This window comes from Acinetobacter sp. M5A5_2a, from assembly GCF_053345265.1.
This window is the reverse complement of record NZ_JBKEZV010000003.1, coordinates 383483-398912: the sequence shown is the minus strand read 5'-3', so window position 1 is coordinate 398912 and position 15430 is coordinate 383483. Positions and strand designations below refer to the sequence as shown.

Genomic DNA, 15430 nt, shown 5'->3' with positions numbered 1-15430 from the left:
GTCGGCCCTCAGCCGACATTTTTCACATCATTAGTAAATGTTAAAGGAGAAATATTTTTTCTCTAGTTTCTTGTATGTACCATCCGCAATAATTGCTGCGAGTGCTTTGTCAATATTCGCTTTCAAATCTGCATCTTCTTTGCGTAAACCAATAGCCGCGCCTACACCCAGTGTTTTTGCATCAACTACATTGCCACCGACAAATGCAAAGTTTTTGCCTTTTGGTTGTTTTAAGAAAGCACCATCAACCATGATTGCATCTTGTAAAGTTGCATCTAAACGACCTGACATCATGTCTTGATAAATCAAATCTTGGACTGGATAAGGTACAACGGTTACACCTTTTGTTGCCCAATAGGTTTTAGCATAAGTTTCTTGAATTGTGCCCTGTTGTACACCTACACGTTTACCTTTCAAAGAGGCAGCTGTAGGCAATAACGGCGAGCCTTTTTTTGCAACCATACGTGTTGGTGTGTTGTAGATTTTGCTACTAAACAAAATTTGTTTTGCGCGTTCATCAGTGACCGTCATTGATGAAAGAATGCCGTCAAATTTTTTCGCTTTAAGTGCTGGAATCATCCCATCAAAAGAGTTTTCAACCCAAACACATTTGGCTTTGAGTTTTGCACAAATGGCATTACCCAAATCAACGTCAAAACCAGTTAACTTGCCATTTGGTGTTTTATATTCAAACGGCGCATAAGAGGACTCAGTACCAAAACGAATCACCTTCCAATCCTTTGCTTGAACATTCGTCGCAACAGCAGCCAAAACTAAGGTTGTTGAAACGAACATTTTTTTCATAAAGCTTGCCATCTTGAAGCTTCTCCTTAAAATCCAAATAAGGTGATAAAAACTTGAGTATTTCTAAATTACTCTTCTGCCGAAATAATTGCAATTTCTATACCATAAGTTAAGGATTTATGAAGATGTCTAAGCAATGGATTGTACCAACTGATTAAATGTTGAAAAATCACTCAAACTGCGAGGCTAATTCTTGAGTGTATAAGCTTCTGCCATATTTTCATTTTTGACCAATGTCCGAATGGTGTATTCATGGTTATGTTCTTTGGCACTGGCAAATTCACATTTCTGATCCCATACCATTGAGCAACCACTCAACAATGGACAACCTGCAAATAATTCGGCCACCCAATCAACAAAAACACGAACTTTAGGCGATAAATGACGGTTTTGTAGATAAACGACTGATATTGGCATTGGTGCTGGCAACCATTCAGTCAGCACTTCCTTGAGTGAGCCATCCTCCAGATGTTTCGCCACCATATAATATGGGCATTGAATTAAGCCAAAACCCTGTACAGCCAAATCAACATATGAATCACCATCGTTAACAGAAACGCGCCCTTTCACGCCAACGCTATGAATCTCACCATCAACCATAAAATCCCAATCGATATTACGTCCGGTACGACTATTAAAGTAATGCACGACCTGATGTTTTTGTAGATCATCAATGGTTTGCGGTTCACCATGTTCAGCCAAATAACTAGGTGCAGCAACAGTCACACACTGAATTGTTCCGATACGACGTGCAACCAAACTTGAATCTTTCAACTGACCAATACGAATGACACAGTCCACCGCATCTTGTACCAAATCGACTGGACGATCACTCATTCCAATCACCAAATCAATATCGGGATACTTGGCATGAAAATCACAAAGCATCGGAATCAGGATCAGCCGCCCAATCGAGGCTTTAACATCAATACGTAGTCGGCCTCGTGGCCCACGTTCCGAGTCATGAAAATTCGATTCGACATCTTCAACATCGGCTAAAATTCGCGAAGTACGTTCATAATAAACCGCACCATCCGGTGTCAAACTGAGTTTACGAGTGGTTCGGTTCAATAAGCGAACTTGTAAATGTTTCTCTAAACCCTGAATGGTTGTGGTCACAGAAGCACGCGGTAGGCCTAAACTGTCAGCCGCTAAACTGAAACTATTTGTTTCGACAACTTTGTTAAATACTTTCATGGCATGAAATAGATCCACACGCACACTCCTATCAATGCATTTTTTAATTCAAATACATCAATTGTTATAAAAATACGAATAGTGTTATCGAATTTAATATATTTATTCGTGATTGACAAACTTTTATGCTCCGTCCATCCCCCAAACCCTGTTTCTCCCATACGGACCATAATTAAAAGTCTGAAAACAGGTATCCAAATAAGTAGGAGCACCTCATGTCATTTTCCCGCAAACAGTTCGCACTGTCTGCCATCTTTGTTGCCCTTTTAGCAACAGGAGGCAGTTTTATATTTCTACATGAAAATGCCGATGCAAAAGCTGCACCGACCCAAGCCCAACAAGCTGCTACTGTTGATATTTCTAATGTCATCAGTAAAACCATTACCGATTGGCAAGAATATTCCGGTCGCTTAGAAGCCATTGATCAAGTTGATATTCGGCCTCAAGTTTCGGGCAAACTCATTGCCGTTCATTTTAAAGATGGGAGTCTGGTTAGAAAAGGCGAGTTACTTTTTACAATTGACCCTCGTCCATTTGAAGCAGAACTCAATCGTGCACAAGCACAACTTGCTTCAGCCGAAGCGCAAGTCACCTATACAGCAACCAATCTTTCCCGTATTCAACGTCTAATTCAAAGTAATGCTGTATCACGCCAAGAGCTTGATCTGGCAGAAAATGATGCACGCTCAGCCAGTGCCAACCTACAAGCAGCCAGAGCAGCCGTTCAATCTGCACGCTTAAATCTGGAATATACCCGTATTACTGCACCGGTTAGCGGTCGAATTTCGCGTGCCGAAGTAACCGTGGGTAATGTGGTTTCTGCGGGCAACGGAGCACAAGTTTTAACAAGTTTGGTGTCTGTATCGCATCTCTATGCATCTTTCGATGTTGATGAACAAACTTATCTCAAATACATCAGTAATCAGCGCAATTCAGCACAGGTTCCTGTCTATATGGGACTTGCCAATGAAACTGGTTTCTCGCGTGAAGGGACTATCAACTCAATCGACAATAACCTAGATACAACCTCAGGCACGATTCGTGTTCGTGCGACTTTCGACAATCCAAACGGAGTTTTATTACCGGGTTTATATGCTCGAATTCGTCTTGGTGGCGGCCAACCACGTTCAGCCATTCTCATTAGCCCAACAGCCATTGGGGTCGATCAAGATAAGCGTTTTGTCGTTGTTGTCGATGCTAAAAATCAGACTGCTTACCGCGAAATAAAAATCGGTGCACAACAAGATGGCTTGCAAATCGTGAATAGCGGATTACAAGCGGGTGACCGTATTGTGGTGAATGGTTTACAGCGTATTCGTCCGGGTGACCCTGTTACGCCGCACCTCGTCCCTATGCCGAATGCACAAATCACTGCAAGTACTAACACGCCTCAACCTCAGCCAACAGAAAAAACATCAACTCCGGCAAAAGGTTAATCACATATGAATATTTCTAAATTCTTTATTGATCGGCCAATCTTTGCTGGTGTTTTATCAGTACTGATTTTACTCGCTGGTCTACTTTCCGTATTTCAGTTACCGATTTCCGAATATCCAGAAGTTGTACCGCCATCTGTGGTTGTGCGTGCTCAATATCCAGGTGCAAACCCAAAAGTAATTGCTGAAACTGTTGCCTCTCCGCTTGAAGAATCAATCAACGGCGTAGAAGACATGCTGTATATGCAATCTCAAGCAAACAGCGACGGTAACTTAACCATTACAGTGAACTTCAAACTCGGTATTGACCCAGATAAAGCTCAACAATTGGTTCAAAACCGCGTGTCTCAGGCAATGCCTCGTTTACCTGAAGATGTACAGCGTTTAGGTGTCACCACCTTAAAAAGTTCTCCCACTTTAACCATGGTGGTACATCTGACCTCTCCAGATAACCGCTATGACATGACTTACTTACGTAACTATGCGGTACTGAACGTAAAAGATCGTTTGGCACGCTTACAAGGTGTAGGTGAAGTCGGTTTATTTGGTTCTGGTGACTACGCTATGAGGGTGTGGTTAGACCCACAAAAAGTAGCGCAACGTAACCTCACAGCCACTGAAATTGTGAATGCAATCCGTGAACAAAATATTCAGGTTGCGGCAGGTACAATTGGTGCATCACCAACTAATTCACCTGTACAACTTTCAGTGAATGCTCAAGGTCGTTTAACGACTGAGCAAGAATTTGCAGACATTATTTTAAAAACTGCACCCGATGGCGCAGTCACCCGATTGGGTGATGTTGCTCGTGTTGAACTTGCAGCCTCACAATATGGCTTGCGTTCATTGCTTGATAATAAACAAGCTGTAGCGATTCCAATTTTCCAAGCTCCGGGTGCCAATGCTTTGCAAGTATCCGATCAAGTGCGTAGCACAATGAAGGAGCTTTCAAAAGATTTCCCATCTTCAATTAAATACGACATTGTTTACGACCCAACTCAATTCGTACGTTCTAGTATTAAAGCAGTCGTTCATACCTTACTTGAAGCAATTGCACTGGTTGTTGTCGTTGTTATTTTATTCTTACAAACATGGCGTGCGTCGATTATTCCATTGCTTGCAGTACCGGTTTCTATTATTGGTACATTTGCACTTATGCTTGCCTTTGGGTATTCCATCAATGCGCTATCGCTGTTCGGGATGGTACTTGCCATCGGCATTGTGGTCGATGACGCGATTGTCGTCGTCGAAAATGTCGAGAGGAATATTGAAGCAGGTTTAAGCCCAAGAGATGCAACTTATCGCGCCATGCGAGAAGTGAGCGGTCCAATTATTGCGATTGCCTTAACCCTCGTTGCGGTCTTCGTACCTCTTGCCTTTATGACGGGTTTAACAGGGCAATTTTATAAACAATTTGCCATGACGATTGCCATTTCAACTGTCATTTCGGCATTTAACTCCCTTACGCTCTCTCCTGCTTTGGCAGCCATGTTACTGAAAGGACATGACGCTAAACCTGATGCATTAACACGCATTATGAACCGCATATTTGGACGTTTCTTTGCGCTGTTTAACCGCGTATTTACCCGTGCGTCAGACAACTATGGTAAAGGTGTGAGTCGTGTCATATCTCATAAAGCATCGGCAATGGGTGTCTATGCAACACTTCTAGGTTTAACCGTTGGTATTTCTTATATTGTTCCGGGTGGCTTTGTTCCCGCTCAAGACAAACAATATTTGATTAGCTTTGCTCAATTACCAAACGGCGCTTCATTAGATCGTACCGAAGCGGTTATCCGCAAAATGAGCGATACAGCACTTAAGCAACCTGGTGTAGAAAGTGCGGTTGCCTTCCCTGGTTTATCTATTAACGGTTTTACCAACAGCTCAAGTGCCGGTATTGTCTTTGTGACGTTAAAGCCATTCGATGAACGTAAGGCCAAAGACTTATCTGCAAATGCAATTGCAGGTGCTCTCAACCAGAAATATTCAGCCATTCAAGATGCCTATATTGCAGTTTTCCCACCACCACCAGTGATGGGCTTAGGTACGATGGGCGGCTTTAAACTCCAACTTGAAGACCGAGGTGCCTTAGGCTATTCAGCCTTGAATGATGCTGCACAAAACTTTATGAAAGCAGCTCAGTCAGCCCCTGAACTTGGTCCAATGTTCTCAAGTTATCAAATTAATGTACCTCAACTGAACGTAGATCTGGACCGTGTAAAAGCTAAACAGCAAGGTGTCGCTGTAACAGATGTTTTCAACACCATGCAGATTTATTTAGGCTCTCAATACGTCAATGACTTTAACCGCTTTGGTCGTGTTTATCAGGTTCGTGCTCAAGCCGATGCTCCTTTCCGTGCGAACCCTGAAGATATTTTGCAACTAAAAACCCGCAACAGTGCCGGACAAATGGTGCCGTTATCTTCCTTGGTGAATGTGACTCAAACCTATGGTCCAGAAATGGTGGTGCGTTATAACGGCTATACCTCCGCAGACATTAACGGCGGCCCGGCACCGGGTTATTCATCTAGCCAAGCGGAAGCTGCTGTTGAACGTATTGCTGCACAGACATTACCACGCGGCATTAAGTTTGAATGGACTGATTTAACCTACCAAAAAATCTTGGCTGGTAATGCCGGACTCTGGGTTTTCCCGATCAGTGTATTACTGGTGTTCTTGGTATTGGCAGCACAATACGAAAGCTTAACTCTGCCTTTAGCTGTAATTCTAATTGTGCCAATGGGTATCTTGGCGGCTCTGACAGGTGTTTGGCTTACGGGTGGAGATAACAACATCTTTACGCAAATTGGTCTGATGGTACTGGTCGGGCTGGCCTGTAAAAATGCCATTTTAATTGTCGAATTTGCAAGGGAACTTGAAATGCAAGGTGCAACTGCATTTAATGCCGCAGTTGAAGCGAGTCGTCTGCGTTTACGCCCAATTTTAATGACTTCTATTGCATTCATTATGGGTGTAGTCCCACTGGTCACCTCAACAGGTGCAGGTTCTGAAATGCGTCATGCCATGGGTATTGCAGTGTTCTTCGGCATGATCGGTGTAACGTTGTTTGGTTTATTCCTCACCCCTGCCTTTTATGTCCTGATTCGTACACTGAACAGCAAACATAAACTGCATTCGGCAGCTGTTCATGAAGCGCCATTAGCTAACCCACATGATCACTAAGGAGGACATTTGATGGCTACAGTAAAACAAAGCTTATTATTGTCCTCACTCATGGGAAGCCTGCTCCTTGCAGGCTGCTCTTTGGCTCCTGAATATCAACCTGCAAAGGTAATAGTTCCAGTCAAATTTAAAGAGTCAGACCCTAAACTTGAAGATAGCAACTGGAAAATTGCTCAACCTGCCGATGCACAATCACGTGGCGAATGGTGGCGTGTTTTTAATGACCCACTGTTAAACGAACTAGAGCAACAAGCAATTGCTGGTAACCAAAACCTTAAAGCTGCTGCTGCCAATATTCAGGCTTCACGTGCGTTACGTTCAGCAGTACAAGCTGAACGCTTACCAAGTGTTGGTGCTGGCTTTGGCCCAACTCGTCAAAAACCCTCTCCGGCTTCATTGGGTTTAGATGACAACGCTCATACATCTGCACAAACCTTATGGCGTGCTCAAGCGAATGTTTCATATGAGCTCGATTTATTTGGTCGTATCGCCAGTAGTGTCAATGCAGCAACAGCTGATGTACAGCAACAAGAAGCGCTATACCAGTCGGCACTTTTAGCGTTACAAGCAGATGTTGCTCAAGGCTATTTTCTAATTCGCCAGCTTGATGCTGAACAAGTAATTTATAATCGCACTATTAAGTTACTTGGTGAGACTCGAGATCTAGTTCAAACTCGATTTCGTAATGGTTTAGTCAGTGAATTAGATGTTTCTCGCGCGCAGACCGAACTGGCTACAGCCCAAACCAATGCACTAACGATTGCCCGTAACAGAGCAACTGCAGAACATGCACTTGCTGTTTTACTTGGAAAAACGCCAGCTGACTTCAATCTAGCAGCTCAACCCTTAGCAACAAACAGCATTCGCCTTCCGGCAGGTTTACCATCAACTTTGCTTGAAAGACGACCTGACATTGCTGCTGCTGAACGTGCTATGGCAGCAGATAATGCACGTATTGGAATTGCACGCGCTGCTTTCTTCCCAAAACTAGACCTGACAGGTGCGCTCGGTTATGAATCATCAACTTTAGGTGATTTAGGTAAATGGTCGAGCCGTACATTCTTGCTTGGACCAGTCGCGGGCACTATTTTATCTTTGCCCTTGTTTGATGGTGGGCAACGTAAGGCTGGAGTTGCTCAAGCGCGTGCAGCTTATGAAGAAAGCGCGGCGAATTATCGCCAAACAGTGCTGAATGCATTCCGCGAAGTTGAAAATGGTTTGTCTGATCAACGTATTCTCGATCAGCAAATTCAGGCTCAAAACCAAGCGCTCTCTTCTTCTCGTCATGCAAATCAGCTTTCTCATTTACGTTATCGAGAAGGTGCTATTAGCTATCTTGATGTAATTGATTCGGATCGGACTATTTTGCAACAAGAACAACTTTCTGCACAGCTTAACGGCAGCAGAATGATGGCTAGTGTAGATTTAATTCGGGCATTAGGTGGTGGATGGCATGATGCAGATTCATCGGTAAAAACTAAAAGTTAATTCTTACGTAATTAACTAGATATAAAAAAAGCGCCATATGGCGCTTTTTTTATATCTACAACTTATTGTGCGTATACAGGGAATTTTGCACAAACAGTTTCAACTTTCGCTTTTACGTCAGCAATAACTTTTTCGTCACCTTTGCTGTCAATCACATCAGCGATCCAACCAGCAAGTTCACGTACTTCAGCTTCACCGAAACCACGAGTTGTTACTGCTGGAGTACCGATACGGATACCAGAAGTCACAAATGGAGAGCGTGGATCATTTGGAACTGAGTTTTTGTTAACAGTAATGTGAGCAGCACCTAACCAAGCATCTGCCTCTTTACCAGTTACGTCTTGTTTAATTAAAGATAACAAGAACAAGTGGTTGTCAGTACCGCCAGAAACAACGTCATAACCACGAGCGATTAATACTTCAGCCATAGCTTGAGCATTTTTCACAACTTGTTGTTGGTAAGCTTTGAAGTCATCAGACATTGCTTCTTTGAAGCAGATTGCTTTAGCAGCAATCGCATGCATCAATGGACCACCTTGGTTACCAGGGAATACAGCTGATTGAAGTTTTTTCTCGATTTCTTCATTCGCTTTCGCAAGGATTAAACCAGAACGTGGACCACGAAGTGTTTTGTGAGTCGTAGTTGTGGTTACGTCAGCAATTTGAACTGGGTTTGGATATACACCCGCAGCTACAAGACCTGCAACGTGAGCCATATCAACAAAAAGATAAGCGCCAACTTTGTCCGCGATGTCACGGAAACGTTGCCAATCTACAACACGGCTATAAGCAGAGAAACCAGCAACGATCATACGTGGCTTGTGCTCTAATGCTAAACGTTCAACTTCTTCGTAATCTATCTCGCCAGTTTCAGAGTTTAGACCATACTGAACCGCGTTATAAGTTTTACCAGAGAAGCTTACTTTTGCACCGTGAGTCAAGTGACCACCGTGAGCCAAGCTCATACCTAAAACAGTATCGCCTGGATTAAGAAGCGCTAGATAAACAGCAGAGTTAGCTTGTGAGCCAGCGTGTGGTTGAACGTTTGCGTAATCTGCACCAAAAAGTTCTTTAGCACGATCAATCGCCATTTGCTCAATGATATCCACATATTCGCAACCGCCATAATAGCGTTTACCTGGATAACCTTCTGCATATTTATTCGTAAGTTTTGATCCTTGCGCTTCCATCACAGCAGGAGAGCAATAGTTTTCAGAAGCAATTAACTCGATATGTGCTTCTTGACGCTCACCTTCAGAAGCAATTGCTTGAGCTAATTCTGGATCAAATTCAGAAATGGAAATATTGGCAAACATTAGCGGGGGTCCTATAAAATTAGGGCTTTTAAGCCGTGCTAAGATTGCGACATATTGTAGCATGAACTTTATAATTAAACAGAATGAAGTTAGCTCAGTTTTAAATAAAAATGGCTCAAGTTTTATAAAAAATGAGCCATTGTTTATAAATCAATAAAAAAGCTGGTTTAAAGCTTATATTTTAAATTTTTTCATCGTTAACCCTAGATTAAAATAATGTTAAAAATACTTTAAATATCAATAACTCTATTGAGCTGTTAGCAAAGTCTGAACATTTCCAACAATGTTGTCCACATTACTAGTCATCGCTGTATTATGGTCCCAGTTACCAGTCACATAACTATTAATTTTAGTGCCTACGGTAGTAGCATTAAATATCAATAGATCAGTTGCTAATTTAGGAACTGTTGTATCTGCTAGCCCCTGATAAATGATGATTGGTGTAGATACTTTTGCTTGTAGCGGCTGCGAATCTTTATCTAAGAATGTTTTAACCAATGGTACTGCCATAAAGTTAGGTTGTGTACGTGTGTAACCATCAAGTGTCCCACCATTAGCTTTTTTATAATCATCCATAGCTTTTATAAAAGCATCCTCCAAAGGCCCAGCACAAATTGTTTCTGCTTGTGCGGCAGTACCTGAGATTTGTGAAGTAAATACTTGTCCATAATCAAAGCTCGGTTGTGTGTTGCGAATACCAGCTGCAACCAGAGCTGTATATGTATCAAGCTGTGCATAGGTTCCAATTTTAATGTCTATCGGTGCATTCGCAACTTGTGCCTCTCCAGCTACTAAAATATTCCCTAAATTAGAAGCAGGTGCTACCGCTACCGTACCTTTATAGTCTAGCTGCGCACGACTCGCATATTGTGCAGCACCTAACGCAGCATTCCCCCCTTGGGAATGTCCGACTGTAAGCCATTTTTTTGAAGTTAATAAATTACGCTGTAATAAATAATTACGTGTTGCAACTACAGCATCCGTAATTGAGAAAGCCTCACTTTTAACATTTAAAAATGGATGTATGCCTGGAGTACCTAAACCTTCATAGTCAGGTGCGACAACAACATAACCAGCTGCAAGTAACTTACTAATTAAATCTTTTGTACTGTCTGTTAAAGCTGCCTTACTTGGCGCACAGGCATCTGCCACACCCGTAGTGCCATGTGCCCAAACCACAATTGGCCAACCGCCTGCTGGTGGTGGTGTATTTGGTGTGAATACCAAACTGGTTGCCTGCACCTCTTGCCCACTTTGGCCCAACATTTTATAAGTCAAAATACTACTTTCTGCAGCAACTGATCCTAAGTTGGTACTGGTGTAAGCATCAACTTTAACAACTGGATTTTGTATGTTGTTGGCAGGAGTACCGGATGCATCAACAATCGGTGAGTCATCGTCACTACTCCCTCCTCCACAGGCGACTAAAAATAAACTCGTGCTGAAAACACTGGCCATGAACAGTTTCATTTTCATTGGTATATCTTCCCTTAAATTCCATTTTTGTTGTGCTTTAGTTTTTTTAATCAACATTTTCTAATGTCTTAAAAACAATTACGCCTAATCTTTATTTTTCGCAAGTTCTATTGGATGAAATTAATCTATGAAAACTTTATTTTTAATATAAATTGACGTTCTCGCTAATTTCTGGCTCTACTCCATGTTTTAAAGTGAATAGCCAACTGTTACCATTCATAGCTACTCGTAATTATTTAAAGGGCCAAATATGCAAGCCATTATTTTAGATACAGAAACACATACACTAAATGGTTTGCCTATTGAAATTGCGTATGCCCCGATCGAACTTAAAGAAGGCAAACTCACCTTAGATAAAAGCAAATTGTTTGATCAGTTATATCAAGTGGGTGCGCCTATCTCTTATGCTGCGATGGCAGTACACCACATATTAGAAACAGATTTAGAAAACCAGCCTCACTATAAAACCTTTAAATTGCCAGAGACTACAACTTATATTATTGGCCACAATATTGATTACGATATTGCCGCGATTGCTCGTTGCGGTGCGGATGTATCAAATATTAAACCGATTTGTACTTTGGCTTTGGCACGTAAAGTTTGGGCAGATGCAGAGGCTCATAATATCTCAGCACTCATCTATATGATTTCTCAAGGCAGCAGCAAAGCCCGGGAAATGCTTAAAGGTGCTCACCGTGCCGATGCCGATATTATTTTGACTGCTAATATTTTGATGCATATTGTCTATCATTTAAATATTCAAGATATTGAAGAGCTCTACCGAGTTTCTGAAGAAGCACGTATCCCCACGACTGTTAACTTTGGTAAGCATAAAGGCACAGCAATTGCTGAACTTCCTAAAGACTATATTCAATGGCTATTACGCCAAGATGAGCTTGATATCTATCTTCGCAAAGCATTAGAAAGTGCCTTTTAAGATTTTAACCAAATGATATTTATAGATTATTCATCATATTGTCATTTTTAAGTTTTATTATTAACCCCATTTATATTTTATTAAAAACAGTACTGTTCAACTCAGAAGATTGGACAGTCTGATTTATTTTTTATATTGGGGAAAAGCAATGGCTGGTTTTTATAGAACCAATTTGGGAAGAGTTGCGCTTCAACAACGCAATATTGTTTTAAATGCGAAACAAAGACGTTTATTACTCTTAATAGACCATGAAGATTTTCAGAACTTAAATGGTGAATTTAAAAAACGTATTGCTTCTCCAGAGCTGATTCAACAGCTTATCGACTTAGAACTTATTGCCCCAATTGCCTCTACCGAAACATCTACTAATGAAGAAATTATTTTAAAAACATCAGCCATAAATAAAGTAGAAGAAAATCAAAAAGAATCTGTTGTTAGCTCTATACCGCATTCTGCTCATCTTGTTGGAGAAATCCAGCTTTCCGAGCAAAAAACTTTAGATCAGTCCAATACTACATATTTTCAACCAGTAATATCTTCTGAGGCTCTTTCTTTCGAAGAAATACAACAGTTAATGATAAAAACACTTAACAGCTATTGCGGACTAATGACTAAACCGCTTGTTCAAAAAATAGAGAAAACTTCAACAATACAAGAGCTTAAATTATGTCAAATGCAATGGATTACTAATTTACAAGAATCACGCATTCCCCCTCAAGAACTTGCAAGTGCTTTACGTACAATTAACTATTCAATTCAGCTTCTTTCACAAAGCATATAAAATATTGAACAACTTGCTGTTTAATTAAGCATTAAAATCACTTGGCACGTATTTCGTGCTTTACCTGCAAGTGTTTTTTTCCTATGATGTGCCCCACACATGCGCTCGTAGCTCAGTTGGATAGAGTACAGGTTTCCGAAACCTGGGGTCGTGGGTTCGATCCCCGCCGGGCGCACCAGCTTTTATATAATAATTTCTCAATTTATCTTAATTTTATAAAATTCCGACTATTTTACTTGGTTTATTAATCATTATCGCTCAAAATATACCCCTCTTTCATAATGTGAGAATTTCATGACTGATGCTTTGGTTTTAAGAGATTTGTCCAAAACATATCGTAATGGTTTTCAGGCGTTAAAAGGTATTAACCTCACTGTGCCTGAAGGTGAATTTTATGCGTTGTTAGGCCCAAATGGTGCCGGCAAATCAACAACCATTGGTATTATCAGCTCCCTCACAAAAAAAACCTCAGGAACAGTTGAGATTTTTGGGCACAACCTCGATACCCATCCTTCTCTGGCAAAACAGCAGCTTGGCGTCGTTCCTCAAGAATTTAACTTCGGGCAGTTTGAAAAAACATTCGATATTTTAGTCACTCAAGCTGGCTACTACGGTATCCATAAAAAGATTGCAGAAAAACGTGCCGAACATTATTTAGAAAAACTCGGTTTGTGGGAAAAACGTAATATACAAGCACGTATGCTGTCTGGCGGTATGAAACGCCGTCTGATGATTGCCCGTGCCATGATGCATGAGCCTAAACTTCTTATTTTAGATGAACCTACTGCTGGTGTAGATATTGAATTACGCCGTTCTATGTGGGATTTTCTAACCGAAATGAACGAAAGCGGTACTTCTATTATTTTAACGACCCACTATTTAGAAGAAGCAGAAATGTTGTGTCGTCGCATTGCGATTATTGACCGTGGTGTAATTAAAGAAGATACCAGCATGAAGAGCTTCCTTAATCAGCTCAATGAAGAATCATTTATCTTTGATTTAGCCGAACCGATTGGGCCGCTCCAGTTAAACATTATTGGTGTCAAGTTCAACTTAATTGATAGCAATACTTTAGAAGTTACGATGGATAGAGCGCACACATTGAATGACCTATTCCAGTTATTAGAATCTCAAGGTATTCGTGTTCACAGCATGCGTAATAAATCGAACCGTTTAGAAGAGTTATTTGTCAAAATGGTCGAGAAAAATCTTGAAGGAGAGGCAAAATGAATTTTAGCCAACTGCAAATTGCTCTCTGGACCATCGTTCGTAAAGAAGTACGCCGTTTTCTACGTATTTGGCCACAAACCTTATTACCACCAGCAATTACAATGAGTTTGTACTTTGTCATTTTTGGTAATTTGGTTGGTTCACGCATTGGACAAATGGGTGGCGTGAGCTATATGCAATTTATTGTGCCTGGCTTAATTATGATGGCTGTCATTACTAATAGTTATGCCAACGTGTCTTCCAGTTTCTTTAGCGTAAAATTCCAAAAAAGCATTGAAGAACTCATCATGAGTCCTGTGCCACTACATATTATTTTGTGGGGCTATGTGATTGGTGGTATTTGCCGTGGTGTATTAGTTGGCACAATTGTAACTGCAATGAGCATGTTCTTTACTGACCTTTTCATACACAACTGGTTCGTAACTATATATACAGTCTTAATTACTTCGGTTCTTTTCTCATTAGGTGGTTTTATTAATGCAGTCTATGCAAAATCATTTGATGATATTTCTATTATTCCAACCTTTGTTCTTACACCCTTAACTTATTTAGGTGGTGTGTTTTATGCCATTAGTTCCCTTGGTCCTTTTTGGCAAAAACTTTCTTTAATTAACCCTATTGTTTATATGGTTAATGCTTTCCGTTTCGGCATTTTAGGTCATAGTGATGTGAATGTTTCATTCTCTTTAATCATTGTGACATCATGCTGTGTTGTACTTTACGGAATTGCTTACTATTTACTTGCTCGTGGTTCAGGAATGCGTGAATGAGTGTCGAACAGTCTTTATTGGGTAAAGAAACCCAATATCCAACTAATTATCAACCTGATGTTTTATTTCCAATTGCTCGTGCTCAGTCTCGTGAAGCCTACTCGCATATTGAAGGCATCACACAAGGTAAAGATTGGTGGCATGTTTTTGAAATTTCATGGTTAAACGCTCATGCTATTCCGCAAGTTGCTATTGGCAGAATTACACTGCCTGCATCTTCACCGAATTTGATTGAATCTAAGTCATTAAAACTTTACTTCAATAGTCTTAACTTCACTCAGTTTGAGTCTAAACAATCATTTATTGAAACTGTTGAAAAAGATCTCTCTGCTGCGGCTGGTGCAAAAGTTGAGTTAACCCTATTTCAAGTAGATGATTTAGAGATTTCTAAGCCTCAAGGTATTTGTGTTGATGACCTCACTCCAGAGCGTTTAGAGCAGCATCCTGATGCCACTCTTTTAAAACTCGATGATTCTGGTGAAGAAGTCGAAGTTGAATTGTATTCTCATCTTTTAAGAAGTAACTGCCCAGTCACCGGACAACCGGATTGGGGTACAGTTTTTATTCGTTTTAAAGGCAAAAAACCTTGTTATCGTAGTGTTTTAGCTTATATTATCTCGTACCGTCAGCATAACGGCTTTCACGAACAGTGTGTTGAGCAGATCTTTGCCGATATTTGGCAAAATCTACAGCCTGAAAAGCTGATGGTTTATGCAACTTATACTCGTCGCGGCGGACTTGATATTAACCCTTGCCGAGTATCGGATCTTTCATGGATGCCAAAACCGATTCGATTGGCACGACAATAA

General features: G+C 40.9%; 12 protein-coding genes, 1 tRNA gene and 1 pseudogene. 10 read left to right on the top strand and 4 right to left on the bottom strand.

The window, feature by feature from the left end; translation table 11 throughout:
* Positions 1-30 precede the first annotated feature (30 nt).
* Together ACLBWE_RS06400 and ACLBWE_RS06395 are read right to left on the bottom strand one after the other, a co-directional pair.
* Entirely contained in the window at positions 31-816 is a 786-nt protein-coding gene (locus ACLBWE_RS06400) for an ABC transporter substrate-binding protein (RefSeq protein WP_447601810.1), read from the bottom strand.
* A 174-nt stretch (positions 817-990) separates the two neighbouring features.
* Complete coding sequence (locus ACLBWE_RS06395) at positions 991-2019, bottom strand: LysR family transcriptional regulator (RefSeq protein ID WP_447601808.1); 1029 nt, start codon at positions 2017-2019, stop codon at positions 991-993.
* Positions 2020-2216: 197 nt separating this feature from the next.
* Here ACLBWE_RS06395 and ACLBWE_RS06390 point away from each other — a divergent pair, with 197 nt between their 5' ends.
* The 3 genes from ACLBWE_RS06390 to ACLBWE_RS06380 are packed head-to-tail and all read left to right on the top strand — an operon-like array spanning position 2217 to position 8111.
* On the top strand, positions 2217-3437 hold the full coding sequence (locus ACLBWE_RS06390) for an efflux RND transporter periplasmic adaptor subunit (RefSeq protein ID WP_447601806.1): 1221 nt from the start codon (positions 2217-2219) through the stop codon (positions 3435-3437).
* 6 nt (positions 3438-3443) lie between these two features.
* On the top strand, positions 3444-6623 hold the full coding sequence (gene adeG, locus ACLBWE_RS06385; RefSeq protein ID WP_447601804.1) for a multidrug efflux RND transporter permease subunit AdeG: 3180 nt from the start codon (positions 3444-3446) through the stop codon (positions 6621-6623).
* A 12-nt stretch (positions 6624-6635) separates the two neighbouring features.
* A complete protein-coding gene (locus ACLBWE_RS06380; RefSeq protein WP_348948269.1) occupies positions 6636-8111 on the top strand; it encodes an efflux transporter outer membrane subunit in 1476 nt (491 codons plus the stop codon).
* Positions 8112-8173: 62 nt separating this feature from the next.
* On the opposite strand, the gene glyA is transcribed toward ACLBWE_RS06380, so the two are convergent.
* Positions 8174-9427 carry a serine hydroxymethyltransferase gene (glyA, locus tag ACLBWE_RS06375; RefSeq protein ID WP_003650657.1) on the bottom strand — a complete coding sequence of 418 codons (1254 nt, stop codon included), beginning with the start codon at positions 9425-9427 and terminating at the stop codon, positions 8174-8176.
* A 61-nt stretch (positions 9428-9488) separates the two neighbouring features.
* On the opposite strand from glyA, the pseudogene ACLBWE_RS06370 reads away from it, so the two are divergent.
* Positions 9489-9581: pseudogene (locus tag ACLBWE_RS06370) on the top strand (hypothetical protein); the annotation flags it as partial.
* A 92-nt stretch (positions 9582-9673) separates the two neighbouring features.
* Here the strand turns inward: ACLBWE_RS06370 and ACLBWE_RS06365 are convergent.
* Complete coding sequence (locus ACLBWE_RS06365; protein ID WP_348948271.1) at positions 9674-10903, bottom strand: alpha/beta hydrolase; 1230 nt, start codon at positions 10901-10903, stop codon at positions 9674-9676.
* 250 nt (positions 10904-11153) lie between these two features.
* On the opposite strand from ACLBWE_RS06365, the gene ACLBWE_RS06360 reads away from it, so the two are divergent.
* From ACLBWE_RS06360 to queF, 6 genes are all read left to right on the top strand, one after another.
* Entirely contained in the window at positions 11154-11840 is a 687-nt protein-coding gene (locus tag ACLBWE_RS06360; RefSeq protein ID WP_348948273.1) for a 3'-5' exonuclease, read from the top strand.
* Between the two features lie 148 nt (positions 11841-11988).
* Complete coding sequence (locus tag ACLBWE_RS06355) at positions 11989-12621, top strand: hypothetical protein (RefSeq protein WP_348948275.1); 633 nt, start codon at positions 11989-11991, stop codon at positions 12619-12621.
* 101 nt (positions 12622-12722) lie between these two features.
* Positions 12723-12799: transfer RNA gene (locus ACLBWE_RS06350), tRNA-Arg, on the top strand.
* A gap of 116 nt (positions 12800-12915) precedes the next feature.
* Positions 12916-13851: an ABC transporter ATP-binding protein gene (locus ACLBWE_RS06345; RefSeq protein WP_003650650.1), complete on the top strand. Its 936-nt coding sequence runs from the start codon at positions 12916-12918 to the stop codon at positions 13849-13851.
* Positions 13848-14621 carry an ABC transporter permease gene (locus ACLBWE_RS06340; RefSeq protein WP_016137528.1) on the top strand — a complete coding sequence of 258 codons (774 nt, stop codon included), beginning with the start codon at positions 13848-13850 and terminating at the stop codon, positions 14619-14621. The genes ACLBWE_RS06345 and ACLBWE_RS06340 overlap by 4 nt, the downstream gene beginning before the upstream one ends.
* Positions 14618-15430, top strand: a complete 813-nt coding sequence (gene queF / locus ACLBWE_RS06335; RefSeq protein WP_004643495.1) for an NADPH-dependent 7-cyano-7-deazaguanine reductase QueF — start codon at positions 14618-14620, stop codon at positions 15428-15430. Before ACLBWE_RS06340 ends, queF begins: the two co-directional genes overlap by 4 nt.